Raw genomic sequence first — 26,402 nt, 5'->3', positions numbered from 1 at the left:
GGGCTTAGAGGGGGCGGTTCTCGTCCGGTTCCGGGGTTCTGCGCTGGGGTGCCAGCAGCAGGGCCGTTGCGAGCGGCCACAGCGCAGCCTCGATGGCGGGCGAGGCCAGCACCGTCCAGCCCGGAAACACGCCACCGCCGATCATCCGCGTGACCACCTCGATGAACTGCGACAGCGCGAAGAGCGGCAGCACCTGCAGCGCCTGCGAGGCCACCGGATACCACAGCAGGCGCCGGTGGATGGTGATCGCGAAGAAGCCCAGCGTGGTGTAGGACAGCGCATGCTGGCCCAGCATCGACGACTGGTGCACGTCCATGCACAGGCCGAACACGAAGGCCGCGCCGATGCCCACGCGCGCGGGCTGGTGCACGCCCCAGAACACGATCACCAGTGCCAGCAGGTCGGGCATCCAGACCGCGCGGCCGATGGGAATCATGTTGACGAGCAGCGCCACCACGAGGCTGCTCCACATGAAGAGAGGGCTGACGGGCAGCAGGAGCTGCTGCTGGCCGGGACGCTTGATCATGGGCGGACTCCCGGCTTCTTCTCGTTCTTGCCCGCGCCAGGCTTGCCCTCGGGGCGCTTGCGCTGGGTCGTGACGGGCGCGGCCGGCGGCGGCGCGGCCGGCGTGCCCGTCGGTTCGAGCACCAGCACGTAGCGCGCGGCCGTCACATGGGCCAGCGGCACGCAGTAGATGCGGGCAAAGGCCGAGTCGGCGCGACGCTCGATGCGTTCGATCTTCGCCACCGGTAGGCCGGCGGGGTAGATGCCGTCGACGCCGCTGGTGGAGAGCAGGTCGCCCTCCTGCAGATCGGCATTGGCAGCCATGAAACGCAGCTCCAGCCCGCCGCCGTGGGCCGAGGCGTCGCCGAAGGCCACGCTGCGCACGCCGGTGCGGGTGTTCTGCACGGGAATGGAAAGGTCGCGGTCGATCACCAGCGTGACCTCGCTCGTGAAGGGCAGCACCTGCGTGACCTGCCCGAGCACGCCGCGCGCGTCGATCACCGGCGAGCCTGGCTGGACGCCCTGGGCCAGGCCCTGGTCGATGACGATCTTGCGGGTGTAGGGGTCGGCCGCGTCGTAGAGCACTTCGGCGGCGCGGCCCGGCGTGGTGGTGGTCTGGCGCAGCTCGAGCAGCTCGCGCAGGCGGGCGTTGTCCTGCGCCAGCGTGTCGGCCTGCGCGGCGCGCTCGGCCTGCATCATCAGCGCCTTGCGTGCGTCTTCCTCGTTGCGCTGGGCGGTCTGCAGGTCTTCGAGGTAGCGCCCGCCGCCCAGCACGGCCTGCACCGGCTTCAGCGCCACCCATTGCACCGGGTAGAGCACCGCGCCGATGCCGGCGCGGATCGGCTGGACGATGTGGAAGCGCGCATCGGCCACCATGAGGAACAGGGCGAGCGCGCCGAAGAAGATCAGCTTGCTGAGTGCCGACTGCCCCTGGTTGAACAGGGGTGGCGCTGTGCGATCGAGCGTGCCCAGAGGCATGAATTCGGCCTAGTTTTCACCGCGCCTTGCGCGACTTGCAACGCAGGAAATTAACACACGATCCATTGCCAGGAATACCGCGGAACCGGCTTTGCCGGGCCGCTGGTATTGCCCCCTGCAAGGGGGTTGGCGCAGCGACACGAAGTGCGCGAAGCCTGGGGGTGTGCCTTGGTTATTCGCTCGTGAAGATGCTGCCCAGGCGGTCCATGCGCTCGAGTGCGATGCCGCAGCCTCGCACCACGCAGGTCAGCGGATCTTCGGCCACCAGCACCGGCAGGCCGGTTTCCTCGGCCAGCAGGCGGTCGAGGTCGCGCAGCAGCGCGCCGCCGCCGGTCAGCATCATGCCGCGCTCGGCGATGTCGGCGCCCAGCTCGGGCGGCGTCTGCTCCAGCGCGTTCTTCACGGCCGAGACGATGTTGTTGAGCGGATCGGTCAGGGCTTCCAGCACTTCGTTGCTGCTGATGGTGAAGCTGCGCGGCACGCCTTCGGAGAGGTTGCGGCCCTTGACTTCCATTTCCTTGACTTCGGAGCCCGGGAAGGCCGAGCCGATGTTCTTCTTGATGACTTCGGCCGTCGGCTCGCCGATCAGCATGCCGTAGTTGCGGCGGATGTAGTTGATGATGGCTTCGTCGAAGCGGTCGCCGCCCACGCGGACCGAGCCCTTGTAGACCATGCCGCCCAGCGAGATGACGCCCACCTCGGTGGTGCCGCCGCCGATGTCCACCACCATCGAGCCCGAGGCTTCGCTGACGGGAAGGCCGGCGCCGATGGCCGCGGCCATGGGTTCCTCGATGAGGTAGACGGAGGTGGCGCCCGCCGCCTCGGCCGCGTCCTTGATGGCGCGGCGCTCGACCTGGGTGGAGCCGCAAGGCACGCAGATGATGATGCGCGGGCTCGGCGTGAGCAGTGTGCGCGGGTGCACCATCTTGATGAACTGCTTGATCATCTGCTCGGTGATCACGAAGTCGGCGATCACGCCGTCCTTCATCGGGCGGATCGCCTCGATGTTGCCGGGCACCTTGCCCAGCATGGCCTTGGCCTCGCGGCCGACGGCCTGGATCACCTTCTTGCCATGGGGACCGCCTTCGTGGCGGATGGCGACGACCGAAGGCTCGTCGAGCACGATGCCTTTGTTGCGGGCAAATATCAGGGTGTTGGCGGTGCCGAGGTCGATCGCAAGGTCGGTGGAAAAGTACCGACGGAAAGCTCCAAACATGTGCGGAATCCTCTGAGCACGGCCTGCGCATCGGCAGGTCGTCGCTCTATTTTCTGGGTCGTTTGACGGGGTGAATTGATCGTTTTTGGCGCAAAAGCCGGCGCGTTCGCGGGGGTTGCGGCAAAGGCGGGATAATACCCGAATCCCCTCTGATTCCCGTATTAGCACCCGTTTCGGCGTGCGATTACCTCCGCTTTTTTGGGCCGTTCCGACCTATGTCTCTCTCCGCTTCCGATATTGCGCGCATCGCCTCGCTGGCGAGGCTGCAACTTGCTCCCGACGAAAGCGAGCGCATGCTCAGCCAGATCAATGGCTTTTTCGACTTAGTCGAACGTATGCGTTCCGTGGACACCGCGGGCGTCGAGCCGCTGGCCCATCCCGTGGCCGCGCTCGAAGACATCACGCTGCGACTGCGTGACGACGTGGTGAGCGAACCCGACAACCGCGAAGCCAACCAGAAGAGCGCCCCGGCCGTCGAAGCCGGCCTGTTCCTCGTGCCCAAGGTGATCGAATGATGAGCAGCGGTGAACTGCACCAATTGAGCGTCGTCGAGCTGGCCAAGGCGCTGGCCGAGCGCAAGGTCTCGGCCGTCGAGGCATCGCAGGCTTTCCTGGGCCGCATGAAGGCGCACGAGTCGCTGGGCACCTTCGTCGACGTGAATGAAGAAACCACGCTGGCCCAGGCCCGCGCCGCCGACGCGCTGATCGCCAAGGGCGATGCGCCCGCGCTGGCCGGCGTGCCGATCGCGCACAAGGACATCTTCGTCACCACCGACTTCGCCACCACCGCCGGCTCGAAGATGCTCGCGGGCTACCGCTCGCCCTTCGACGCGACCGTGGTGCGCCGCCTGGCCGAGGCCGGCGCGGTCACGCTCGGCAAGCTGAGCTGCGACGAGTTCGCCATGGGCTCGGCCAACGAGAACGTCGCCGTGCCCGCCGTGGGCCACGACAAGGTCGTGCCGGTGCAGAACCCGTGGAACCGTGAGCGCATTCCGGGCGGCTCCTCCGGCGCCAGCGCCGCTGCAGTCGCTGCACGCCTGGCTCCCGCAGCCACCGGCACCGATACCGGCGGCTCGATCCGCCAGCCCGCATCGTTCTGCGGCGTCACCGGCATCAAGCCGACCTACGGTCGCGCCTCGCGCTACGGCATGGTCGCCTTCGCCTCGAGCCTCGACCAAGCCGGCCCGATGGCCCGCTCTGCCGAAGACTGCGCGCTGCTGCTGTCGGCCTTCTGCGGTCCGGATCTCGATCGCGATTCGACTTCGCTCGACAAGCCCGCCGAGAACTTCGGCCGCTCGCTGAACGACTCGCTCGAAGGCCTGCGCATCGGCGTGCCCAAGGAGTTCTTCGGCGAAGGCGTCGCACCCGGCGTGCGCGCGGCCATCGACGCAGCCCTGGCCCAGTACGAGAAGCTCGGCGCAAAGCGCGTCGAGGTCACGCTGCCGCGCACCGAGCTGTCGATTCCCGTCTACTACATCATTGCCGCGGCCGAGGCCTCGAGCAACCTGAGCCGCTTCGACGGCGTGAAGTTCGGCCATCGTGCCAAGGACTTCATCGACCCCGCGAGCAAGAAGAGCGCGCTCACGCAGATGTACGAACGCACGCGCGCCGAAGGCTTCGGCGACGAAGTGAAGCGCCGCATCATGATCGGCACCTACGTGCTCTCGCACGGCTACTACGACGCCTACTACCTGCAGGCGCAGAAGGTGCGCCGCATGATCGCCGACGACTTCCAGCAGGCCTTCAGGCAGTGCGACGTGATCGTCGGCCCCGCCGCGCCCACCACCGCATGGAAGCTCGGCGAACACGGCGACGACCCCGTGGCCGACTACCTCGCCGACATCTTCACGCTGCCCGCATCGCTGGCCGGCCTGCCCGGCATGAGCGTGCCCGCGGGCTTCGACGGCGGCATGCCCGTGGGCCTGCAGCTGATCGGCAACTACTTCGGCGAAGCGAAGCTGCTCAACGCGGCGCACCGCTTCCAGCAGGCCACCGACTGGCACATGCGCACGCCGGAGGGCTTCTGAAATGAGCGAGACAGTGAACACCTTCGAAGCACAACAACAGGGCCGCCCGACCGGCCCGCTGGTGCGCGGCTATGAAGTCATCATCGGCTTCGAGACGCACGCGCAACTCTCCACCGCGAGCAAGATCTTCAGCCGCGCCTCCACCGCCTTCGGCGCCGAGCCCAACACGCAGGCCTGCGCGGTCGACCTGGCACTGCCCGGCACGCTGCCCGTGATGAACAAGGGCGCGGTCGAACGCGCCATCAAGCTCGGCCTGGCGCTGGGCTCGCACATCGCGCCGCGCAGCGTGTTCGCGCGCAAGAACTACTTCTACCCCGACCTGCCCAAGGGCTACCAGATCAGCCAGTTCGAGATTCCCGTGGTGCAGGGCGGCTCGGTGTCGTTCTTCGTGGGCGAGGAGCAGAAGACGGTGCGCCTGGTGCGCGCCCACCTCGAGGAAGACGCCGGCAAGTCGCTGCACGAGGACTTCATCGGCCAGAGCGGCATCGACCTGAACCGCGCCGGCACGCCGCTGCTGGAGATCGTGACCGAGCCCGACATGCGCTCCACCGCCGAGGCCGTGGCCTATGCGAAGGAACTGCACAAGATCGTCACCTGGATCGGCATCTGCGACGGCAACATGCAGGAAGGCAGCTTCCGCTGCGACGCCAACGTGTCGGTGCGCCGTCCCGGCGACAAGCTCGGCACGCGCCGCGAGATCAAGAACCTGAACAGCTTCAAGTTCATGCAGCAGGCGATCGACTACGAGATCCGCTGGCAGATCGAAGAAATCGAGGACGGCCGCGCCATCGAGCAGGCCACCGTGCTGTTCGATCCCGACACCGGCAAGACGCGCGCCATGCGCGCCAAGGAAGACTCGGCCGACTACCGCTACTTCCCCGACCCGGACCTGCCTCCGCTGGTCATCGCCGCCGACTGGATCGAGCGCGTGAAGGCCGCCATGCCCGAGCTGCCGCGCGCGATGGCCGAGCGTTACGTGCGCGACCACGGCCTGTCGGAATACGACGCAGCGCAGCTCACCCAGAGCGCGGCGCTCGCCGGCTACTTCGACGAAGCCGTGAACGCGGGCGCCACGCCCAAGCTCGCGAGCAACTGGATCACCGGCGAAATGGCGCGCCGCCTTAACGCCGCCGAGATCGGCATCGAGGCCGCTCCCGTGAAGGCGCAGCAGCTCGCCCAGCTGGTCAAGCGCATCGCCGACGGCACGCTGCCGAACAACGCCGCGCGCCAGGTGTTCGAAGCCCTGTGGACCGGCGAAGGCAGCGATGTCGACGCGATCATCGAGGCCAAGGACCTGAAGCCGATGAACGATGCCGGCGCGCTCGACAAGATCCTCGACGAGGTGATCGCGAAGAACGCGAAGAACGTCGAGGAATACCGCGGCGGCAAGGAGAAGGCCCTCAACGCCCTCGTCGGCCAGGTCATGAAAGCCAGCGGCGGCAAGGCGAACCCGGCGCAGGTCACCGAGCTGCTCAAGGCCAAGCTGGCCTGATCGAATGAAGCCGGGGCCTTGCGCAAGGCCCCGGTTGACGCCTCAGCGGGGGTTCCCGCCGTTCTGCGGAGTCCAGAGCGTCTTGAGCCGCGTGCGCTCTTCGTCGAAGCGCGCATTCACCCGCTTCTTCTCGTCTTCCTGCTCCGAAATGAAGCGGTTCTGCACCGCCACGCTCTTCGTGTTCTCGTCGATCTTGCGGCGCAGCGCACCCGGCGCCTTGCTGGTGTCCTGCTTGTAGAACTCCATTTCCTCGTCGATCTTCTTGCGGTCTTCGCCCAGCTCGGCGATGCGTTTCTTCGCTGCCTCCGCCACGGCATCGATCTGCGACAGCGCCTCGCTGCGCTCGCGGTCGTGCGTGGCGAGGTTCGGGTAGCGCACCAGCAGGGCCCGCTCGCGGCGGCGCTCGTCGGTCTGGCGCGCCGCCACGATGGCGGCTTCGCGGGCGCGGTCCTCGCGCTCCTGCAGCTCGCGCGCCGTGTAGGTCGGCTCGACCTTGCGGCGCACCGATCCGCTCGGGTTGAGCTCGCGCTGCTCACGGTCGCTGCACTCGGCAATGGGCCGGTCGGCCGTCAAGGTGCGGCCGCGGGCGTCGGTGCAGGTGTAGATGCCGGCGGACGCGCCTTCCACTTTCTGCGATTGGGCCTGCAACGGGCCGCAGAACGAGGAGGCAATGAGGAGGAATGATGCCGCCGCCAGCAGGCGGACCGGTGAACCGTGATCGTCGCGTGCGTGGTGCATTCGGCAGCCCTGCTCCTTTTGTCTTCAGCTGGCGCCGTAGCGCGTGCGATAGGCCAGCACCCGATCGCGGTGCGTACCCAGGTCGGCCGCTGCGCTGCCGGAGAGGTAGCTCAGCAGGTCGTCCAGCGTGGCGATGGCGATCACCGAAAGGCCCAGCTGGTTGCGCACGTACTGCACGGCGCTGTGGTCCACGTCGACGCCGTTCTCGGTGGCCTTTTCCTGCCGGTCGAGCGCGATGGCCACCGCATGCGGCGTGGCGCCCGCTGCCTCGATGGCGGCAATCGACTCGCGCACCGCGGTGCCGGCGGACATCACGTCGTCGACGATCAGCACGCGCCCCTTGAGCGGCGCGCCCACCAGGTTGCCGCCTTCGCCGTGTGCCTTGGCTTCCTTGCGGTTGTAGGCGAAGGGGTAGTTGCGCCCCCGGCGGGCCAGCTCGGCGGCCACCGTGGCGCCCAGCGGAATGCCCTTGTAGGCGGGGCCGAAGATCATGTCGAACTCGAGGCCGCTCTCGATCAGGCGGTCTGCATAAAATCCGGCGAGCCGGGCGATCTTGCCGCCGTCGTCGAAGAGGCCCGAATTGAAGAAATAAGGACTCATGCGACCGGCCTTGGTCTTGAACTCCCCAAAACGCAGTACACCCGCATCCAGTGCGAACTGGACGAAGTCCTGTGCGACCGCGCTGCTTTTCTTCTCACCATCTACAGCCATCGGAAATTCCTTGTGTTCAAACTGACCAGTCTCAATCTCAATGGCCTGCGTTCGGCCGCTACCAAGGGCGTGGCCGACTGGGTGGCCGAACTTGCGCCGGATTGTATTTGCATGCAGGAGATCCGCGTCCAGGCCAGCGACATCGAGGGCCGGTTCGAGGAAATGGCCGGCCTCAAGGGCCATTTCCACTTCGCCGAGAAGAAAGGTTACGCCGGCACCGCCGTCTACACCAAGCACGCTCCGAGCCAGGTCGTGGTGGGCTGGGGCGACCCCGAGTTCGACGCCGAGGGCCGCTACCTCGAACTGCGCTTCGACACGCCCAAGCGCAAGTTCTCCGTCATCAGCTGCTACTTCCCGAGCGGCAGCTCGGGCGAGGAGCGCCAGGAGGCCAAGTTCCGCTTCCTCAAGGGCTTCTTTCCGCACCTGGTGGCGCTGAAGAAGGAGCGCGAGTTCGTGCTGTGCGGCGACATCAACATCGCCCATAAAGAGATCGACCTGAAGAACTGGCGCGGCAACCAGAAGAACAGCGGCTTCCTGCCCGAGGAGCGCGCCTGGATGACGAAGCTGCTCGACGCCGGCACCGAAGGCGCGGGCCTGGTGGACGTGTATCGCATGCTCAAGCCCGACACCACCGGCGAGGCCTACACCTGGTGGAGCAACCGCGGCCAGGCCTACGCGAACAACGTGGGGTGGCGGCTGGACTACCACCTCGCCACGCCGAAGATCGCTTCGCTGGCGCGCACCGAGCAGATCTACAAGACCGTGAAGTTCAGCGATCACGCGCCGATCACGGTGGATTACGACTTCAAGCTGTAGACAACCAAGGCGTCCGCCCGCTCATCGCGACAGCGCGGGCAGCGCCTTCTCCAGCGTGGCCACGAAAGCCTGCATGGCCTCCGTCTCGTGCGCTCCGCGCTTGGTGATGCGATAGAAGTCCAGCCCCACCTTCGGCTTGGTCAGCACGTCGGTGCGCACGCGGTGGCGGCGGCAGGCGGCGAGCGCGAAGGTCGGCATCACGGCGGTGCCGAAGCCCGCCTCCACCATCGAGATCAGCGTGCCGAAGAAGTTGAAGGCGGTGCGCTGCGCGTCGGCGCGGCCGATGGCGGCGAGGTGCTGGTCGATCACCTTCTGGATCGGATTGCCGGGCGGCAGCCCGACGAGCTCCGCGCCGCGCAATGCCGACCACGGCGCGGTGCCGACGGTCTGCAGCTCCGCAGTTTCATCGGCCGGCGCCACGCGCATCAGGTGGAAGCGCCCCACCGGCTCGCGAGCCAGCCCCGGCGCGGCCTTGAAGAAGAAACCCAGGCCCACGTCGGCCTCGCCGGCCGTCACCATCGCCTCCACGTCCCGCAGGTCGGCGTCGAACAGGCGCAGGCTCACCTGCGGATGGGTAGCTCGGAAGCTGGCGAACACCTGCGGCAGCAGATGGGACGACACCAGCGGCGTGGCCGCGATGCGCAGCGTCTGGCGCGCCACGTCGCCCTCGGCGCCCAGCTCGGCAGCCACGTCGTCGAGGTCGGTCACCATGCGCTCCACCACCGGCAGCAGGCGCCGGCCCGCGGGCGTGAGGCTCACCACGCGCGTGGTGCGGTCGAACAGCCGGCAGCCCAGCTGCTTTTCCATCTCGCGGATCAGGATGCTGAGCCCTGCCTGCGTGATGTGCGCCTGCTCGGCGGCGCGGGTGAAGTTGCCCACGCGCGCCACCTGCAGGAAGGCGCGCAGCTGGCGGGTCGATAGATTCATATGGATTCATGATAAATCCATATCACATCTAAATTTCACAAATGATCTATCCAAGTTCCTAATGCGGGCCGAGACAAGAACGCACGCAACGAGACCGATCATCATGAGCAACGAAGTCATCATCCTTGGCGCCGGCATCGGCGGCCTGACCCTCGCGCTGAGCCTGCACCAGGCAGGCGTTCCCTGCCGCGTGTACGAGGCCGTGCCCGAGCTGAAGCCGCTGGGCGTGGGCATCAACCTGCTGCCGCACGCAGTGCGCGAGCTCACCGAACTCGGTCTGCTGGAGGCCCTCGACAAGGTCGGCGTGCGCACGCAGGAAGCGGTTTTCTTCACCGAGCACGGCCAGCTGGTCTTCCGCGAGGCGGCCGGCCGGCATGCAGGCTACGACTGGCCGCAGTTCTCCATACATCGCGGCGACCTGCAGACGGTGCTCTACGAAGAGACGCTGAAGCGCCTCGGCCCCGACAGCGTGGTGTGCGGGCGCCGCTGCACTCACGTGGAACAGGACGCGGACGGCGTCACCGTGCATTTCGCCGACGCACCGCCGGTGCGCGGCGCGGTCGCCGTGGGTTGCGACGGCATTCATTCGGCGCTGCGCAGGCAGCTCTACCCAAATGAAGGCGCGCCGCGCTACTCGGGCGTGAACATGTGGCGCGGCACCGCACGCCGAAAGCCTTTTCTCTCGGGCGGCAGCATGGTGCGCGCGGGCTGGCTGTCGGTCGGCAAGATGGTGATCTACCCGATCCGCAACGACGTCGATGCCGAGGGCAACCAGCTCATCAACTGGGTCGCCGAAATCGAGGCGCCGAAGCCCGCCATGCGCGACTGGAGCCGCGAGGGCCGCCTCGAAGACTTCCTGCCGGCCTTTGCCGGCTGGCATTTCGACTGGCTCGACGTGCCAGCGCTGATCCTCGCCTCCGACACCATCCTCGAGTACCCGATGGTCGACCAGGACCCGCTGCCGCGCTGGACGCACGGCCGCCTCACGCTGCTTGGCGACGCCGCGCACCCGATGGTGCCGCGCGGCTCCAACGGCGCGGGGCAGGCGATCATCGACGCGCGCTACCTTGCGGGCGCACTGAAGAAGACCGGCGTCGGCACGGCCGCGCTCGAAGACTACGACCGCGTGCGCGTCAAGGCCACCACCGAGGTGGTGCTGACCAACCGCAGCAATCCGCCCGACGCCATCCTGCGTGAGGTGTTCGAACGCTCGGGCGGCAAGCGCTTCGACAGCATCGACGAGGTCGTGCCCGTCGCCGAGCTGCAGGCCATCTCGGACAACTACAAGCGCGTGGCCGGCTACGACCCGACCGCCCTGAAGGCGCGCGCTTCCTACCTTTGAACAGGCAACCCACGGAAGAACACGGAGACAAGAGACCATGCGCTCGCTGATCAAGAAGACCCTCGCCACACTGCTCGTCGCCGCCGGCACCGCCACCAGCGCATTCGCATGGCCCGACCAGCCGGTCACGCTCGTGGTGCCCTACACGCCAGGAACCGGCATCGACCTGATTGCGCGCCAGCTCTCCGCGCGCCTGCCCGCCTTGCTGGGCCAACCGGTGATCGTGGAAAACGTGGCCGGCGCCAGCGGCAACATCGGCAGCGAGCGCGTGGCGCGCGCCAGGCCCGACGGCTACACGCTGCTGGTGCAGGTCAACACACTGGTGATGAACCGCAGTCTCTACCGCTCGCTGAGCTACGACCCGGTGTCCGACTTCGCACCGGTGTCGCTCACCTCCTGGGGCACGCTGCTGCTGGTGACCAACCCGAACGTGCAGAAGACAGCGACGGTCGCACAGATGGTGAGCGCCGCCAAGGCCGCGCCTGGCAAGCTGGCCTATGCCACGCCGGGCGTCGGCACGCCGCACCATCTGTCGATGGCGCTCTTCATGCAGGGCACGGGCACCGAGATGCTTCACGTGCCGTACAAGGGCACGGCCGGCGCGGTGACCGACCTGCTCGGCGGCCGCATCGACTACATGTTCCTGCCGGTGCACGTGGCGCTGCAGCACATCCAGGCCGGCAAGCTCAAGGCCATCGCCACCGGCAGCGGCAAGCGCCTGCCGCAACTGCCCGACGTGCCGACTCTGGCCGAGGCCGGCGTGACCGCCGACAACGTCGACATGTGGTACGGCGTGCTCGCGCCCAAGGGCACGCCGCCGGACGTGGTGGCGCGGCTCAACAAGGAGATCGCGGCGGTGCTCAAGCAGCCCGAGGTGGCGAAGTCATTCGAGTCGCAGGGCATGGTGCCGGCAAGCTCGACGCCGATTGAATTCGGCACGCTCATCAGGAAAGACGCCGACCGCTGGGCCGCCGTGGTGAAGCGCGGCAACATCACTGCGGACTGAAGCAGCCGTTCAGCGCGGGCCCGAAGCCTTCCCCGCATGCCGCGCCAGATGCACCTGGTGCAGCGTGATCTTGCGCACCTCGGCCTGGCTGGTCTCGATGTGCGCGCGCAGCAGCATCGCGGCCTGGTCGCCGCGGTTCGCGCGCACGGCCTTCAGGATCTTCGCGTGCTCGTCGTAGGTGGCGTCGATGCGCGGCTGCTTGGTGAAGTCGAGCCGGCGGATGATGCGGATGCGGTCGGTCACGTCGCCGTGCACGCGCGCCATCTCGGCATTGCCGGCGGCGGCCACGAGCGCGCAGTGAAAAGCCTCGTCCCACTGCGCCACCTGCGCCATGTCGGCGCTGCGCTGCGCCACGGGCACCAGCCAGATGTCGGCCAGCGTGTCCAGCAGGGCGCGGTCGATGTGGCGGTCGGTCTCGCACAGGCGGTGCACGGCGGTGGTCTCCAGCACCATGCGCAGGTCGTAGAGCTGCTCGAACTGGTCGAAGTCGAAGGGCAGCACGCGCCAGCCGCTGCGGAAGAGCACCTCGACGAAGCCCTCCTGCTGCAGCCTGAAGAGCGCCTGCCGCACCGGCGTGCGCGAAACGCCGAGCCGGTCGCTGATCTCGCTCTCGGTGAAGCGGTCGCCGGGCACGAGGATGAAATCGGCCACGTCGCGCTTGAGCTGCGCGTAGACCTCGTCGGCCCGCGTACGGAAGACGGCCGCATCGGCGGGGGCAGGAGCGGAAGCTTCGGAGCGGGGGCGAACGGTAGACACGGATGGAATGTTAGTCGCTGGCGTCGGTGTCACTACGGACTCTTCAGCGCCGCAAGCAGCGCGGTACCCTGCGCCGTCCAGCCGACGATGGCGCCCTGTGCGCGCACCATGTCGAGCGTGGCCGCCTTGAACGCCGGGAAATAGCTTTCGGTGCAGTCTTCCAGCAACAGGCTGTCGTAGCCGCGATCGTTGGCTTCGCGCATGCTGGTCTGCACGCAGACCTCGGTCGTGACGCCACCGAACAGCAGGTGGGTGATGCCGCGCGCTTGCAGCAACTCGTGCAGGCCGGTGGCGTAGAACGCGCCCTTGCCCGGCTTGTCGATCACGATCTCGCCCTCGACGGGCGCGAGCGCCTCGATGATCTGGTTGCCCGGCTCGCCCGCGACGAGGATGCGGCCCATCGGCCCTTCATCGCCGATACGCAGCGTGGGGTTGCCGCGATTGCGCTTGGCGGGTGGGCAGTCGGAAAGATCGGCCTTGTGCGCTTCCCGCGTATGCACGACGAGGCCACCGGCTTGCCGCCATGCCTGCAACACCGCCTTCGTCGCGGGGACGATGGCTTCGAGCAGCGACACGTCATTGCCCAGCGTCTCACCGAAGCCGCCAGGCTCGATGAAGTCGCGCTGCATGTCGATCAGCACGAGCGCAGTGCGGCCGATGTCGAACTCGTAGGGAAACGGATTGGCTGGCTCTATGCGCATGCTCGGCCTCGCGAGTTTCCAGGGCTACGGCAATCACCCCACGACAAAGCCCGGCGAGCGGCGCGGCTTGGCCGCCCCCTCTGTGCCGCCGAGGAGCGCAGCGTTTCGCGGATCAGGGCTCGCAGCTGTTTGAGCGAAGCGAGTTCTGCGAGACCCCGCGAAACGCGAGCACCGCAGGGGAGCCGCGAAGCGGCCGGCATAGTGGGGGCGGCCGGGCCGTGCCGCTCGCCGGGCGCTGCCCAAGCGATCAACAGTGCACTCATGCAGCAGCCTCCAGCTGGTGCCCGCCACCCATGTGCGCCCCGATCACATGTCGCTCCGCTCCAGAAGCCGAAGTCTCGAACACGATCCGCCCCTCGCTCATCACCACGATGCGGTCTGCCAGTTCCAGCAGCTCGTCGAGGTCTTCGCTGATCAGCAGCACCGCCCCACCCTTCTCCCGGACCTGCACGATCCGCGAATGGATCTCCGCGACGGCGGCGAAGTCCAGCCCGAACACCGGATTCGCCGCGATCAGCACGTTGATGTCGCCCGCCAGCTCCCGTGCCAGCACCGCGCGCTGCACGTTGCCGCCCGAGAGGCTGCGGATAGGCGCACCCTCGCCCCGAGTCTTCACGCCGTACTCGGCGATCCATTCACGCGCCCGGCTGCGCCAGCGGGGAAAGTTCAGCACGCCACCGCGCGACAGCGGCGGCTGGTCGAAGTCGCGCAAGGCCATGTTCTCCGCGACGCTGAGATCGCCCACGCAGGCGTTGCGCAACGGCTCCTCGGGAAGGCTGCGGACCTTGAGCTCGCGGTTCTCCGCGCGATGCGCCCCGTAGGGCTGCCCCATCACCGTGACCTTGCCCGCAAGGCGCGGACGCTGCCCGACAAGCGCCTCCACAAGCTCGCGCTGCCCGTTGCCGGAAACACCAGCCACGCCGAGGATCTCCCCCGCGCGAACAGACAGACCCAGGTCATGCAGCGCCAGCGTGCCACGATCGCCCTGCGCCTTCAGGCCCTCGACCTCCAGCGCGACCGGCGCACCGGCGGCCACCGGCTTCCTGTCGGCCGCCCCCTGCGCGGGCGACGAAGCGATCTGCTCGCCGCCCATCATGGCCTGCGCCAGCTGCGCCGGACTGGTCTGGTCCACGCGGCAGTGATGCACCGCCTTGCCCCGCCGCAGCACCGTCACGCTGTCCGCGTACTCCATCACCTCGCGGAACTTGTGCGTGATGATGAGCACCGTGCACAGCCCGCTGCGCGCGAACTCACGCACATGGCCCAGCACCTCGTCGGCCTCCTGCGGCGTGAGCACCGAGGTCGGCTCGTCGAGGATCAGGAGGCGCGGCTTCAGATACAGCTGCTTGAGCAGTTCGAGCTTCTGCTTCTCGCCCGCCGCAAGCTCCGAAGGCCGCACGTCGAGGTCGAGGCTGAACGGCGTGGTCGCCAGGAACGCCTCCAGCTCCGAGCGCTTTCTCTTCCAGTCGATCAGCGCGGGCGTCTTGCCGCCTGCGAGCAGCAGGTTTTCCGCCACCGTCATGCCCGGTGCCAGCGTGAAGTGCTGGTAGACCATGCCGATGCCCAGCGCGCGCGCCACGATCGGGTTGGCGATGTCCTGCTCGCGCCCATCGATCAGGATGCTGCCCTCTTCGGCGCGCTGGAACCCGGCCACGCACTTCACCAGCGTGCTCTTTCCCGCGCCGTTCTCGCCGAGCAGTGCATGCACCGTTCCGGGCTCGACGCGCATCGTCACGCGGTCCATCGCGGTGAAGTCGCCGAAGCGCTTGGTGAGTTCGTAGGTGTCGAGCGCGAGTGCGCCCGTGCCCGCGGGCAGGCCGCCAATGGAGTGGGGAGAGACAGCGAGGCCCATCGCAGTCAGTCCAGCGCAGCCAGCAGCGCCTGCGAGGTGGCGTGCGCGCCGAACACGCCGCCCTGCATCGTGATCATCTTCAGCGCGGCGAGGTGGTTGCCGTAGTCCGTGGCGGCCGTGCAGTCCGACAGCAGCAGGCACTCGAAGCCCCGGTCGTTGGCGTCGCGCATCGTGGTGTGCACGCACACGTCCGTCGTGATGCCCGCGAGGATGATGTTCTCGATGCCGCGCGTGCGCAGGATCAGCTCCAGGTCGGTCGCATAGAACGAGCCCTTGCCGGGCTTGTCGATCACCACCTCGCCCGGCAGCGGCGCCAGCTCCGGAATGATTTCCCAGCCCGGCTCGCCGCGCACCAGGATTCGCCCGCAGGGCCCGTCGTCGCCGATGCCCACACCGTTCGCGCCGATCTGCCGCGAGCGCCAGCGCTTGTTGGCCGGCAGGTCGCCCAGGTCGGGCCGGTGGCCCTCTCGCGTATGGATGATGTGATAGCCCAGCGGCCGCAGCGCCGCCAGCGTGCGCGCGATCGGCTGGATGGGCGCCTGCACCAGCGAGAGGTCGTAGCCCATCACGTCGACATACCCGCCCTTGCCGCAGAAGTCGGTCTGCATGTCGATGACGACGAGCGCGGTGTTGTCGGGGCGCATGTTCGCGTTGTAGGGCCAGGCGTAGGGCTCGGCGGCGACGGTCTTTGTCGTCATGGCATTCAGCTCCTTGTCGATGAAAGTTCGCCGGGGCTGCCGGCGGCCGCGCTGCCCGGCTTGCAGGTGAACACCAGGATCACCAGCGTGAGCACGTAAGGCACGGTGTTGAAGAGGTGGTAGCCCCAGCCGATGCCGATGGACTGCAGCGCCGGCCCGATGGCACCAGCGCCGCCGAAGAGCAGCGCCGCGCCCACGCATCGCAGCGGGCTCCAGCGCGCGAAGATCACCAGCGCCACCGCGATCAGGCCCTGCCCACTGGAGATGCCTTCGTTCCAGCTGCCCGGATAGAACAGCGTGAGCGATGCGCCGCCCAGCCCGGCAATGAAGCCGCCAGCGGTGGTGGCCGCGATGCGCAGGCCCGAGACCGAGTAGCCGAGCGCGCGCGTGGCCTGCGCCGAATCGCCCGCCATGCGCACCAGCAGCCCCGCGCGCGTGCGAGCGAAGCCCCACCACAGCAGCACCGCTAGCGCCACGCCGACAGGCACCAGCGCATTGAGCTGCAGGGCAGACCGCACCACCGGGTTGTCGCTCCAGAAGCCCAGCGGAATCGCGGGAATCTGCGGCGCCTGCGGCTGGATGAGCGGCTTGCCCAGGTAGAAAGCGAGCCCCGTGCCGAGCAGCATCAGCGCGATGCCGGTCGCCACGTCGTTCACGCGATCGAGCGAACACAGCAGCCCGTGCAGCAGCGCGAGCGCGGCGCCGGCCAGCGCGCCGATCAGCACGCCGAGCCATGCGGAATCGGTGAGGTAGGCCCCGCCGAAGGCCGCCATGGCCGACAGCACCAGCACGCCTTCGAGCCCGAGGTTGATGCGGCCCGACTTCTCGGTGAGGCACTCGCCCAGGCTCACGAAGAGAAACGGCGCGCCCACGCGCAGCGCACCGCCGACGATGCCGGCGAGCAGCGCGATCCACTGGTCGGCCGTCATGTGTAGCTCCTGGCTTCGGGCAGCATGCGGTCACCGAACTTCTTCCAGTCGACCGTGCGCAGCCCCTCGCTCGCGAGGATCAGCACGAAGGCGATGCCCTGCAGCACCAGCACCGACGCATCGGGCAGGCCCAGCCGCCGCTGCAACAGGCTGCCCGCCGCGCCGAAGCCACCGAACAGGATCGCCACCGGCACGATGGCCACCGGGTTGTGCCGCGCGATGAACGACACCAGGATGCCCGCGTAGCCATAGCCCGCGATCAGCGAGGCGTTCGCATTGGTGTGCACCGCCGCCACCTCGATGGCGCCCGCCAGCCCGGCGCATGCGCCGCCGAGCCCGCAGGCCGAAAGAATGAGCCGCGTGGCCGGCAGCCCCACGAGCTGCGCGGTGCGTGGATTGCCGCCCACCACGCGCACCGAGAAGCCCGAGGCCGTGGCGCGCAGCCACCAGCCGAGCCCCAGGCAAGCCACGACGCCGACCACCAGCCCCCAGTGCACGTCGGAACCGCCGATGCCGCCGATCAGCAGCCCGTCGTTGAGCGCGTAGGTGGAGGGCTTGTTGAGGCTCGCGGGGTCGCGCAGCGGCCCTTCGACCAGATGCTTGAAGATGCCGATGGCGATGTAGGCCAGCAGCAGGCTGCTGATGGTCTCGTTGATGCCCCGGTACTGGCGCAGCCAGCCCGCGAGCATGATCCACAACGCGCCGGCAACGGCGCCCGCGATGCACACGATCGCCGTGCCGAAGACGTTGCCCGGCAGCGGCACCGCATGCGCCAGCGCGGCGCAGGCCAGCCCGCCCAGCACCAGCGAGCCCTCGCCGCCGATGATGATCAGCCCTGCACGCGCCGGCAATGCCACGCACAACGCGGTGAGCATCAGCGGCGCGGCGCGCTGCAGCGTGTTCTGCCACGAGAACCAGTCGCCGAACGCGCCCTTGAACAGCGTGGTCCACACATCCACCGCGTCGACGCCGGCGAAGGCGGCCACCAGCCCGAACAGCAACAGCGCCGCCGCGATGGCGAACACCGGCAGGGAGAACTCCTTGAGCGCGTGACGCATGGCGATGATCTGTCGATGCTCTTCGTGCGGCTCAGACCTGACCCACGACGCCTTCGACCAGGTAGTTCATCTTCTCGAGCTCGAGGTCGGTCTGCTTCAGCACCTTGCCCGCCGGCACCACGACCGCGCCCTTGTTGTCCTTGATGCCGTCCTTGAAGATGTCGAAGCTGCCCGCGATCATCTTCGCCTTGATCTCGTCGGCATGCTTCTTCGCGGCGTCGGGCACCATGGAGCCGTAGGCCGACATCTTCACGTAGCCCTCCTTCAGCCCGCCGCGCAGGAAGTTGGGGTGCGGCTTGCCGGTCTGCGCGGCCTCGATGACTGTCTTGTAGGCGGTGAGCCAGTTCCACTCCGCGCCGGTGAGGTAGGCGTTCGGCGCCAGCTTGGCCTGGCTCGCGTGGTAGCCGCAGACCATCTTGCCGCGCTTGGCTGCCGTCTCGACTACAACCTTGGGGCCGTCCACGTGCATGGTGAACACGTCGCAACCCTGGTCGGCCAGGCTGTTGGTGGCCTCGGCTTCCTTCACCGCCATCGACCAGTCGCCCGTGAAGATCACGCTGCAGGTGATGTTCGGCTTGACCGAGCGCGCGCCGAGCGTGAATGCGTTGATGTTGCGCAGCACCTGCGGAATGGGCTTGGCGGCGACGAAGGCGATCTTGTTGCTCTTCGTCATGTGCGCGGCGATCACGCCGTTGAGGTACTGGCACTCGTCGATGTAGCCGAAGAAGCTGCCGACGTTCTTCGGGTGCTTGCCCTCGGTCCAGAGGCCGCCGCAGTGCGAGAAGCGCACGTCGGGGTTCTTGGGCGCGACCGCCAGGATGTGCGGATCGAAGTAGCCGAACGAGGTGGGAAAGAGCAGCCCCGCGCCGTCCTGCGAGATCATGCCGGCCATGGTCTTCTGCACGGCGGCGGTCTCGGGCACGTTCTCTTCTTCCACCACCTTCACGCCGGGCAGCTTCTTGATCTCGGCGGCGGCCATGGCGTGCGCCTGGTTGTAGCCGTAGTCGTCGCGCGCGCCGACGTAGATCACGCCGACGGTGAGCGGCTTGGGCTTGGCCTGTGCGCTGGCAAGCGAGCTCCAGCTCCCGAGGCTGCCGGCCGCGCCCAACGCGGCAAGGGTCTTGAGCGAATCGCGGCGATTGAAATGGCTGGTCATGGCTTTCTTCTCCGTTACAGGTTGAGGTGCAAAAAACGTGCCCTTCCGAGGGCTCAGCCGAGCAGGCTCACGTGGGCCGCGACGACGCGCCAGCCTTCGGCCGTGCGCATCCAGGTCTGGCTCTGGCGGCCGGTCTGGCGGCTGCCTTCGCGGCGAAACTCGACGTTCGCGGTCGCGAAGTCGCGGCCGTAGGTGGTGATGACGGTGCGCAGCAGCTCGCGCGGCGGGCTCTGCAAGGGCAGCGAGGCGCGGAAGGCGGCGATGTCGGCGTGGCCGTAGTGGTTCTCGGAGAAGCCGTAGCGCAGCGTGTGCGGGCTGTTCCAGAAGAGCTCGTCGAGCGTGGCGCGGTCGTTGCCGACCAGCGCCGCCTCGTAGCGCGCGAACACGGCCTGCACTTCGGCGAGCACCTCGGGGATGTTGATCTCATGCGTCATGACACGTCCCATCCGGAAATACCGCGGAACCGGCTTTGCCGGGCCGCTGGTATTGCCCCCGGCGAGGGGGTTGGCGAAGCGACACGAAGTGCGCGAAGACTGGGGGTGGTTTCCATGCTACCGGCGGACCTCGCGCTGGAAGATGTCGAGGCTGAGCTTCTTCATGGCGACGAAGCTCTCGGTGCTCAGCGTCTCGACAGTGCGCGGGCGCGCATCGCCGTAGCGCAATATCTCGGCGACCTTGGTGGGCCGCTTGGTCAGCAGCAGCACCTCGTCGGCGAGGTACACCGCTTCTTCGAGGTCGTGCGACACCAGCAGCATGGTGGTGCCGGTCTGCATGAACACCTCCTGCAGCTTCTCGCGGATGAAGAGGGTCATCTCGAAGTCGAGCGCCGAGAAGGGCTCGTCGAGAAACAGCACCTCGGGGTTGGGCGCGAGCGCGCGCATGATCGACGCGGTCTGCTGCTGGCCGCCAGAGAGCTCGTAAGGAAAGCGTTTCAGGTCGAACTTCACGTCGAAGGACGCCACCAGCTCTTCCATGCGCCGGTCGACCTCGGCCTTGCTGCGCCCTTCGAGCTTCAGCGGATACGCGATGTTGTCGATGGTGCGCATCCACGGGAACATCGCCTCGCGGTAGTTCTGGAACACGTAGCCGATCTTGGTGTCCTTGCGCTGCTTGCCGTCGAACAGGATCTCGCCCGAGTCGATGGGAATCAGCCCCGCGATCATGTTGATGAGCGTGGACTTGCCGCAGCCGTTGGGACCGAACACCGAGACGATCGCGTGCTTCGGGATGTCGAGGTCGAAGTTCTCGTACAGCGGCCAGCCCGCGAAGTACTTGGTGAGCCCCCGGATCGTGATGTGCGTGCCTGCCGGGCCGGGCCTGAAGGCCGGCTTCGGAACGTCGGCGTACACCGGGCCGTTGATGACGATGTCCTGCGTGACTTTCATCTTCCGCTCCAGTGCACGATGCGGCGTTCCGCAATGAGGAAGAGGATGTTCAGCGCATAGCCCAGCGCACCTGCTGCGAGGATCGCCGCGTACATGCTCTTCACGTTGAGCACCTGCTGCGCATCGATGATGCGGTGGCCCAGCCCCGTGTCGGAGCCGATGAACATCTCGGCCACGATGACGATCACCAGCGCCATCGACACCGCCGAACGCAGGCCCACGAAGCTGGGCTGCAGGCTTTCCCACACCAGCACATCCTTGAATATCTGCCAGCGCGAGGCGCCCATGACGCGCGCCGCCATCACGCGCTGCTTGCGGGCGTTGATGACGCCGTAGGCGCTGTTGAACACCACGATGAGCAGCGCGCCGAAGGCCGCGATGGCGACCTTGTTGACGTCGCTCACGCCGAAGATCAGCAGGAACAGCGGAATGAGCGCCGACGACGGCGTGGAGCGGAAGAAGTCGATCAGGAACTCCACGCTGCGGTAGGCCTTCTCGTTGCTGCCGAGCAGCACGCCCAGCGGCACACCGACGACCGCCGCGATGACGAAGGCCTGCACAGTGCGCCACACGGTCATGGCGAAGTCGGTGAGCAGCGGGCCGCCGGCCAGGCCGGTGATGAGCGCGGCGATGGTGTCGGCGGGCGTGGGCAGCAGGATCGGCTTGATGAAGCCCAGCCGCACCACCAGGTCCCACACGATGAACAGCACCACCGGGCCGATGAAGGGCAGCATGCGGTCGCGCAGCGGCGGCTTCGGTGCCGCGGTGGCCGCACTTGCCGGCGGGGTCCACGGCGCGGCCGTGGTCGTGCTTGCTTCGGCCATGGTCGTCAGCCTTTGTAGAGCAGGCCGTCCACCGCGACCTTCTTCTCGAAGATGCCTTTCTCGGTGAACAGGTCGTAGAACTTCTGGAAGTACGCGACGTCGCTGGGCTTGAACTCGTTGTAGAGCATGTACGACGCAAGCGGCACCTCGGCCGTGAGCTTGCCTTCGATGGCGGTATAGCCCTTCATGAACTGGCGCGCCTCGTCGGGCTTGCCGCGCACCAGATCCACGCCGCGCGCGTAGGCGGCGATGTACTTCTTCGCGACCTCGGGGTTCTTCTTGATGAACTCGCTGGTGAGGCTCGCCGCGCCGCCGTGCCACGGCGCCATCGGGTCGCCGAGGATGTACTTCGCGACCACGCCGGCCTCGACGACGCGCGTGGTGCCGTTCATGCGGCCCACGGTGCCGGTGGGCTCCAGCGTGTAGCAGGCGTCGACCTGGCCCGCGACCAATGCGGCCACGTGCTGGCCAATGGGCAGCTCGCTCACGGTCGCACCCTTGGCGCCAGCGCGCTCCAGCATGGTCTTGCACAGCGTGACGTTCTGGATGCCGGGGCCCGAGGCGACCTTCTTGCCGGCCAGTTCGGCCATGCTCTTGATGGGGCTGTCCTTGGCGACGATGAATTCGTCGAGCACGTATTTCGCGTTGCTCGGGTTGGTGCAGAAGATCTTGAACAGGCCTGGCTGCGCGATCTCGCCGATGGCGAGGTTGGCCGAGCCGGTGCCGTTGGCGCTGCCGTCGCAGCGGCCCGCGAGCATGCCTTCCATCACCTGCTGCGCGCCGGCGAACTTGAGCGGTTCGACGTCGAGGCCGGCCTCCTTGAAGTAGCCCTTGTCGACCGCCGCGAAGAACGGCAGGCCGGCGGCCACGGGCCAGAAGCCGATGCGCAGCTTGGCCGCCGCGCCCTGCGCACGCACGATGGCGGGCGCGGCCAGCACGGCCAGGCCTGCAGCACCGGCCTGCAGCAGCTGGCGGCGACGCGATGCGGGAGGTTTCTCTTGGGTGCTCATCGGAACTCCTGATCAGTTGGAACTCGGGGTGGCGCGGCTCGCGACGTACGCGCGCCAGCCGCCGTGGTGTGTCACGTCCTGCGCGCCGGCCAGCGCATGGCCTTCGCAGATGAAGCCCTTCACCCAGCTGCCGTCGGCCAGCTCGACGCTGCCGAGGCCCAGCGGCGCCGGAATGAGCGCAAGGAAGCTGCCGACCTGCGCGATCGGCACGGCCCACACCTCGAGCGCGACGGCCGCGCCGCCTTCGTCGCTGCCGGCGGCCACGCGCCGCAGCCCGGGCTTGGGCGGCACCGTGCCCGGCAGTGCATGGAGGCGATAGAAGGGCGAAGTCGTGGTGGCGCGCAGCAGCGTTGCGCCGCGCTCGGTGAGCTGGCCGTTGAGCGGCATGCCCGAGAGGTGCGCACCGACGACGGCGATGGGAAGCGTGCCCGTGCCTGGTTCGACGAGCCCCGGGATGGCGCGCGGCGGCGGCAGCGGCACACCGGTCGCGCCCTGCGCGAGTCCCGTGGCGTGGTGGTAGCGCTGCCCCAGATCCGCCAGGGCGAGATCGCTGCCGCAGGGGCCGATCAGCGTGATGCCGAAGGGCAGGCCGTCCGCGCGCAGGCTGCTGGGCACCGAGAGCGCGGCGTAGTCGAGCAGATTGACGAAGTTGGTGTACGCGCCGAGGTTGCGGTTGAGCACGACGGGGTCGGCGCGCATCTGCTCGCGGGTGTAGTGCGTGAGCGCGGTAGGCACCAGCAGCACGTCGATGTCGCGCCACATCGGCTCGACCTTCTGCGCGATGGCGCGCAGCTGCGTCTGTGCCTCGAACACGTCGGCGGCGTCGTACTTGCGGCCGCTGGCGAGGATGCCTCGCACGGGTTCGATCACTTCGTCTTCGTGCGCGTCGAAGAACTCGCGCACGGCGGCGTAGCGTTCGGCGACCAGCGCGCTTTCATAGAGCATGGCGGCGGCTTCGGCGAGCGGGGCGTAGGCGATGGTGACGGGCGAGCCGCCCATGGCCAGCAGCCGCGCGGTCGCTTCGTTGAACGCACGCTCGGCGGCGGCGTCGCCGAAGAAGCTCAGCCTGTCGGGCACGCCGAAGCGGAAGCGCGCAGGCAGCGGTTCGCGGCGCAGGGCCAGGTCACGCGAGTACGGGTCGCGTGCGTCGTGGCCGGCGGTGGCGAGCAGCACGTCGACCGCGGTGGCGACTGTGCGCGCGAAGATGGAAACGCAGTCGGCGCTCTGCGCCGCGGGCACCACGCCGAAGGTGCTCAGCAGGCCGCGCGAGGGCTTGAGGCCGACGATGTTGTTGAGCCCGGCCGGCACGCGGCCCGAGCCGGCGGTGTCGGTGCCCAGGGCGAAGTCGACCTCGCCGGCGGCGACCACGTAGGCCGAGCCCGAGCTGGAGCCACCCGAAACGTAGCGCGCATCGAATGCGTTGGGTACCTCGCCGTACGGCGAGCGGGTGCCGTTCAGGCCGCAGGCGAACTGGTCGAGGTTGGTCTTGCCGGCCAGCGATGCACCGGCTTCGAGCAGGCGCCGCACCACGGCTGCATGAGCCGACGGCAGGCGGTCGAAGGCCGGACAGGCTGCCGTGGTGGGCACGCCGGCCACGTCGATGTTGTCCTTGACCGCGAAGCTCAGCCCGGCGAGCGGCAAGGCGAAACCCAGGGACTTTCCAGCCGTTGCTTCCACCACGGGCGCCGCGAATTTCGCGATCCAGGCGGCAGCGGGCGATCCGCTTTCTCCGATTTCTTCGTGCACCATCATTAGGCATCCAAACATGTGTACAAGTTGAGATGCAAGCAGCATGCCAGCGATTGCCTGCGTGGTGCAGGTCGCTCAGTACGTGTCAGTCAGGGGAAACTCTTTTGTGAAACACCGCGGAACCGGCTTTGCCGGGCCGCTGGTGTTGCCCCCTGCAAGGGGGTGGGCGTAGCGACATGAAGTGCGCGAAGCCTGGGGGTGAGCTACTTCCTTGCTTCGCGGTAGAGCTTCTCGACCTTCGGCAGGTTCGCCTCGAGCTTGGCGATGCGGTCCGGCCCACTGGGGTGCGTCGAGAGGAAGTTCAGCCCGCCCTGGCTCTTCGATGCCGCGGCCATCTTCTGCCACAGCGAAACCGACGCTTTCGGGTCGTAGCCCGCGCGCGCCGCGAGTTCGAGCCCCACAAGGTCGGCCTCGGACTCGTCGCCGCGGCTGAACTTGAGCGTGATGAGCTGCGTGCCGGCGCGCGCCGCCAGGTCGCCCACCTGCCCCCATCCGAGCAGCTGCGCGCCGATGGAAAGCGCCGCGCCGGTGCCCGCGCTCTTGGCCATGCGGGCGCGCGCATGCTCGCGCAGCGCGTGGGCCATCTCGTGGCCCATCACCATCGCGACCTCGTCGTCGGTGAGCTTCAACTGGTCGAGGATGCCGGTGAAGAAGGCGATCTTGCCGCCGGGCATGCAGAAGGCGTTGATCTGCTTGCTGCCGATCAGGTTGACCTCCCACTTCCAGTCGCGGGCGCGCGCGTTCCACGGCGTGGCGAAAGGAATGAGGCGCTTGGCGATGGCGCGCAGGCGCTGCAGCTGCGGATTGCTCTCGCCCGCCAGCGCGCCCTTGGCGCGCGCCTGCTCGAGCAGCTGGCCGTACTGCTGCACGCCGGCCGTCTCGACCTGTTCGACGGACACGATGTTGCGCGCCACCGAGGGCTTGCCCACGTCGACCTGCGCCAGGGCCGGCTTCGCGAGGACCGCGCCGGCGGCGGCCAGCAGGAAGGCCCGCCGGGGATTCCAGGCCGAGGCAGCGGAAATGACCGGGAGGTCGGAAACGGGGCGTTCGCATCGTGTGCACATAGGAGCGGGATGATAGGAACAAATGAAGACAAGAAGGCGGGAAGCCCGGGGCTTCGCTCATGGACAATCCGGGGCACATGTCCGCCTCGCCCGCAGAAACCCCCACGCCCCCCTCACCGCCCTGGCGCGACGCGCTGAAGGTCTACCTGGAGCCCGCCACCCTGCGCATGCTGGCGCTGGGCTTCTCGGCCGGACTGCCGCTGCTGCTGGTGCTGGGCACCCTGAGCTTCCGGCTGCGCGAAGCGGGCATCGACCGCACCACCATCGGCTACCTGAGCTGGGTCGGGCTGGCCTACGGCTTCAAGTGGGTCTGGGCGCCGCTGGTCGACCGGCTGCCGCTGCCGCCGCTGACCACGCTGCTGGGGCGCCGGCGCGGCTGGCTGCTGCTGGCGCAGTGCATGGTCGTCGCCGGGCTGGTCGGCATGGCTGTCAACGATCCGCGCAACGGGCTCACGCCGCTGGTCTGGTGCGCGCTGCTGGTGGCCTTCGGCTCGGCCACGCAGGACATCGCGCTCGATGCCTTCCGCATCGAATCGGCCGAGACGCGCAAGCAGGCCGCGCTGGCGGCCGCCTACCAGACCGGCTACCGGCTCGCGATGATCTGGGCCGGCGCGGGCGTGCTGTGGGTCGCGGCCTGGGCCGAGGTGGCGCCGGCGGCGGCCTCGGCAGTGGCCACGGGCGCGGCCGCCTACCAGAACAGCGCCTGGAAAACCGCCTACCTTGTCATGGCTGCCTCGATGGCGGTGGGCGTGGTCACGGTGCTGATGTCGCCCGAGCCGGTTCCGCGCGCCCTGCCCAGGGCGAGGAACGCCGCCGAATGGCTGCGCAGCGTGCTGATCGAGCCCTTCGCCGACTTCATCCGCCGCTACAGGTGGCAGGCGGTGCTGATCCTCTCGCTGATCGCCATCTATCGCATCAGCGACGTGGTGATGGGCATCATGGCCAACCCCTTCTACGTGGACATGGGCTTCACCAAGGACCAGGTGGCCACGGTCAGCAAGATCTACGGCGTGATCATGACGCTCGCGGGCGCCTTCGTCGGCGGCGTGCTGTCGATGCGCCTCGGCGTGATGCGCGTGCTGATGCTCGGCGCGGTGCTCAGCGCCGCCAGCAACCTGCTGTTCGCCTGGCTGGCCTCGCGCGGGCACGACCTCACGGCCCTGATCGCCGTGGTCTCCGCCGACAACCTCGCCGGTGGCATCGCCTCGGCGGCCTTCATCGCCTACCTGTCGAGCCTCACGAACATCAGCTACTCGGCCACGCAGTACGCGCTGTTCAGCTCGCTGATGCTGCTGCTGCCCAAGTTCATTGCCGGCTACTCGGGCGCCTTCGTCGATGCCTACGGCTACAGCACCTTCTTCATCGGCACCGCGCTGCTGGGCGTTCCGGTGCTGGTGCTGGTAGCGCTGGCCATGCGGCTGACAGCGACCACAAGCCCCCAGGGCCGTCAATAGGGCCTGGGCC

At 68.1% G+C, this 26,402-nt stretch carries 26 protein-coding genes; 7 read left to right on the top strand and 19 right to left on the bottom strand.

The genetic code is table 11. The features are described from left to right. Window positions 1-4: 4 nt before the first annotated feature. From mreD to EJO71_RS11070, 3 genes are all read right to left on the bottom strand, one after another. A complete protein-coding gene (gene mreD, locus EJO71_RS11080) occupies window positions 5-526 on the bottom strand; it encodes a rod shape-determining protein MreD (protein WP_125948766.1) in 522 nt (173 codons plus the stop codon). After that, the gene (gene mreC / locus EJO71_RS11075; RefSeq protein WP_125948765.1) at window positions 523-1,482 is read right to left on the bottom strand and encodes a rod shape-determining protein MreC; all 960 of its coding nucleotides are present in this window, start codon (window positions 1,480-1,482) and stop codon (window positions 523-525) included. The genes mreD and mreC overlap by 4 nt, the downstream gene beginning before the upstream one ends. A 172-nt stretch (window positions 1,483-1,654) precedes the next feature. After that, window positions 1,655-2,698 carry a rod shape-determining protein gene (locus EJO71_RS11070; RefSeq protein ID WP_007833435.1) on the bottom strand — a complete coding sequence of 348 codons (1,044 nt, stop codon included), beginning with the start codon at window positions 2,696-2,698 and terminating at the stop codon, window positions 1,655-1,657. Window positions 2,699-2,913: 215 nt separating this feature from the next. Here EJO71_RS11070 and gatC point away from each other — a divergent pair, with 215 nt between their 5' ends. From gatC to gatB, 3 genes are read left to right on the top strand one after another with little or no spacing between them, the layout of a single operon-like run. Next, the gene (gene gatC, locus EJO71_RS11065; RefSeq protein WP_056515488.1) at window positions 2,914-3,213 is read left to right on the top strand and encodes an Asp-tRNA(Asn)/Glu-tRNA(Gln) amidotransferase subunit GatC; all 300 of its coding nucleotides are present in this window, start codon (window positions 2,914-2,916) and stop codon (window positions 3,211-3,213) included. After that, complete coding sequence (gatA, locus tag EJO71_RS11060) at window positions 3,213-4,724, top strand: Asp-tRNA(Asn)/Glu-tRNA(Gln) amidotransferase subunit GatA (RefSeq protein WP_125948764.1); 1,512 nt, start codon at window positions 3,213-3,215, stop codon at window positions 4,722-4,724. Before gatC ends, gatA begins: the two co-directional genes overlap by 1 nt. 1 nt (window position 4,725) lies before the next feature. Next, window positions 4,726-6,216 (top strand): Asp-tRNA(Asn)/Glu-tRNA(Gln) amidotransferase subunit GatB, encoded by a 1,491-nt coding sequence (gene gatB / locus EJO71_RS11055; protein ID WP_125948763.1) that lies wholly within the window; start codon window positions 4,726-4,728, stop codon window positions 6,214-6,216. A 42-nt stretch (window positions 6,217-6,258) separates the two neighbouring features. On the opposite strand, the gene EJO71_RS11050 is transcribed toward gatB, so the two are convergent. Together EJO71_RS11050 and pyrE are read right to left on the bottom strand one after the other, a co-directional pair. Then, window positions 6,259-6,954: a DUF4124 domain-containing protein gene (locus EJO71_RS11050; RefSeq protein WP_125948762.1), complete on the bottom strand. Its 696-nt coding sequence runs from the start codon at window positions 6,952-6,954 to the stop codon at window positions 6,259-6,261. 24 nt (window positions 6,955-6,978) lie between these two features. After that, window positions 6,979-7,665, bottom strand: a complete 687-nt coding sequence (gene pyrE, locus EJO71_RS11045) for an orotate phosphoribosyltransferase (protein ID WP_125948761.1) — start codon at window positions 7,663-7,665, stop codon at window positions 6,979-6,981. 12 nt (window positions 7,666-7,677) lie between these two features. Between pyrE and EJO71_RS11040 the strand changes: the two genes are divergently transcribed. Next, window positions 7,678-8,481 carry an exodeoxyribonuclease III gene (locus EJO71_RS11040; RefSeq protein WP_125948760.1) on the top strand — a complete coding sequence of 268 codons (804 nt, stop codon included), beginning with the start codon at window positions 7,678-7,680 and terminating at the stop codon, window positions 8,479-8,481. A gap of 21 nt (window positions 8,482-8,502) precedes the next feature. On the opposite strand, the gene EJO71_RS11035 is transcribed toward EJO71_RS11040, so the two are convergent. Next, window positions 8,503-9,408 (bottom strand): LysR family transcriptional regulator, encoded by a 906-nt coding sequence (locus tag EJO71_RS11035; protein ID WP_125948759.1) that lies wholly within the window; start codon window positions 9,406-9,408, stop codon window positions 8,503-8,505. A gap of 103 nt (window positions 9,409-9,511) precedes the next feature. On the opposite strand from EJO71_RS11035, the gene EJO71_RS11030 reads away from it, so the two are divergent. Together EJO71_RS11030 and EJO71_RS11025 are read left to right on the top strand one after the other, a co-directional pair. Continuing rightward, window positions 9,512-10,750 (top strand): flavin-dependent oxidoreductase, encoded by a 1,239-nt coding sequence (locus tag EJO71_RS11030; protein ID WP_125948758.1) that lies wholly within the window; start codon window positions 9,512-9,514, stop codon window positions 10,748-10,750. 37 nt (window positions 10,751-10,787) lie between these two features. Next, complete coding sequence (locus tag EJO71_RS11025; protein WP_125948757.1) at window positions 10,788-11,756, top strand: tripartite tricarboxylate transporter substrate binding protein; 969 nt, start codon at window positions 10,788-10,790, stop codon at window positions 11,754-11,756. A gap of 9 nt (window positions 11,757-11,765) precedes the next feature. On the opposite strand, the gene EJO71_RS11020 is transcribed toward EJO71_RS11025, so the two are convergent. The 13 genes from EJO71_RS11020 to EJO71_RS10945 form a co-directional block, all read right to left on the bottom strand. Continuing rightward, the gene (locus EJO71_RS11020) at window positions 11,766-12,512 is read right to left on the bottom strand and encodes a GntR family transcriptional regulator (protein WP_171022498.1); all 747 of its coding nucleotides are present in this window, start codon (window positions 12,510-12,512) and stop codon (window positions 11,766-11,768) included. 32 nt (window positions 12,513-12,544) lie between these two features. After that, window positions 12,545-13,213 (bottom strand): isochorismatase family cysteine hydrolase, encoded by a 669-nt coding sequence (locus tag EJO71_RS11015; protein ID WP_125948755.1) that lies wholly within the window; start codon window positions 13,211-13,213, stop codon window positions 12,545-12,547. Window positions 13,214-13,472: 259 nt separating this feature from the next. Beyond that, window positions 13,473-15,065, bottom strand: a complete 1,593-nt coding sequence (locus EJO71_RS11005; RefSeq protein WP_125948753.1) for an ABC transporter ATP-binding protein — start codon at window positions 15,063-15,065, stop codon at window positions 13,473-13,475. 5 nt (window positions 15,066-15,070) lie between these two features. Beyond that, a complete protein-coding gene (locus tag EJO71_RS11000; protein WP_125948752.1) occupies window positions 15,071-15,763 on the bottom strand; it encodes an isochorismatase family cysteine hydrolase in 693 nt (230 codons plus the stop codon). A gap of 5 nt (window positions 15,764-15,768) precedes the next feature. Beyond that, window positions 15,769-16,692 (bottom strand): ABC transporter permease, encoded by a 924-nt coding sequence (locus EJO71_RS10995; RefSeq protein WP_125948751.1) that lies wholly within the window; start codon window positions 16,690-16,692, stop codon window positions 15,769-15,771. Then, window positions 16,689-17,750 (bottom strand): ABC transporter permease, encoded by a 1,062-nt coding sequence (locus EJO71_RS10990; protein WP_125948750.1) that lies wholly within the window; start codon window positions 17,748-17,750, stop codon window positions 16,689-16,691. The genes EJO71_RS10995 and EJO71_RS10990 overlap by 4 nt, the downstream gene beginning before the upstream one ends. Window positions 17,751-17,781: 31 nt before the next feature. Beyond that, on the bottom strand, window positions 17,782-18,906 hold the full coding sequence (locus EJO71_RS10985; RefSeq protein WP_125948749.1) for a BMP family ABC transporter substrate-binding protein: 1,125 nt from the start codon (window positions 18,904-18,906) through the stop codon (window positions 17,782-17,784). A 53-nt stretch (window positions 18,907-18,959) separates the two neighbouring features. Further along, window positions 18,960-19,340 (bottom strand): oxalurate catabolism protein HpxZ, encoded by a 381-nt coding sequence (hpxZ, locus tag EJO71_RS10980; protein ID WP_125948748.1) that lies wholly within the window; start codon window positions 19,338-19,340, stop codon window positions 18,960-18,962. Window positions 19,341-19,457: 117 nt separating this feature from the next. Continuing rightward, window positions 19,458-20,291, bottom strand: coding sequence for an ABC transporter ATP-binding protein (locus tag EJO71_RS10970; protein ID WP_125948747.1), 834 nt, complete (start codon window positions 20,289-20,291; stop codon window positions 19,458-19,460). Continuing rightward, window positions 20,288-21,115: an ABC transporter permease gene (locus EJO71_RS10965; protein WP_125948746.1), complete on the bottom strand. Its 828-nt coding sequence runs from the start codon at window positions 21,113-21,115 to the stop codon at window positions 20,288-20,290. The genes EJO71_RS10970 and EJO71_RS10965 overlap by 4 nt, the downstream gene beginning before the upstream one ends. A gap of 5 nt (window positions 21,116-21,120) precedes the next feature. Continuing rightward, window positions 21,121-22,125, bottom strand: a complete 1,005-nt coding sequence (locus tag EJO71_RS10960) for an ABC transporter substrate-binding protein (RefSeq protein WP_125948745.1) — start codon at window positions 22,123-22,125, stop codon at window positions 21,121-21,123. 12 nt (window positions 22,126-22,137) lie between these two features. Beyond that, window positions 22,138-23,877 carry an allophanate hydrolase gene (gene atzF / locus EJO71_RS10955; RefSeq protein WP_125948744.1) on the bottom strand — a complete coding sequence of 580 codons (1,740 nt, stop codon included), beginning with the start codon at window positions 23,875-23,877 and terminating at the stop codon, window positions 22,138-22,140. 200 nt (window positions 23,878-24,077) lie between these two features. Beyond that, the gene (locus EJO71_RS10945) at window positions 24,078-24,938 is read right to left on the bottom strand and encodes a M48 family metallopeptidase (RefSeq protein ID WP_125948743.1); all 861 of its coding nucleotides are present in this window, start codon (window positions 24,936-24,938) and stop codon (window positions 24,078-24,080) included. 77 nt (window positions 24,939-25,015) lie between these two features. Here EJO71_RS10945 and EJO71_RS10940 point away from each other — a divergent pair, with 77 nt between their 5' ends. Beyond that, complete coding sequence (locus tag EJO71_RS10940; RefSeq protein WP_240651361.1) at window positions 25,016-26,392, top strand: MFS transporter; 1,377 nt, start codon at window positions 25,016-25,018, stop codon at window positions 26,390-26,392. Window positions 26,393-26,402: the final 10 nt, after the last annotated feature.

It is taken from the genome of Variovorax sp. 679, from assembly GCF_003952185.1.
GTDB lineage: Bacteria > Pseudomonadota > Gammaproteobacteria > Burkholderiales > Burkholderiaceae_C > Variovorax.
Note: the sequence above shows the minus strand (reverse complement) of the source record. Positions and strands in the feature narration are given on the sequence as shown.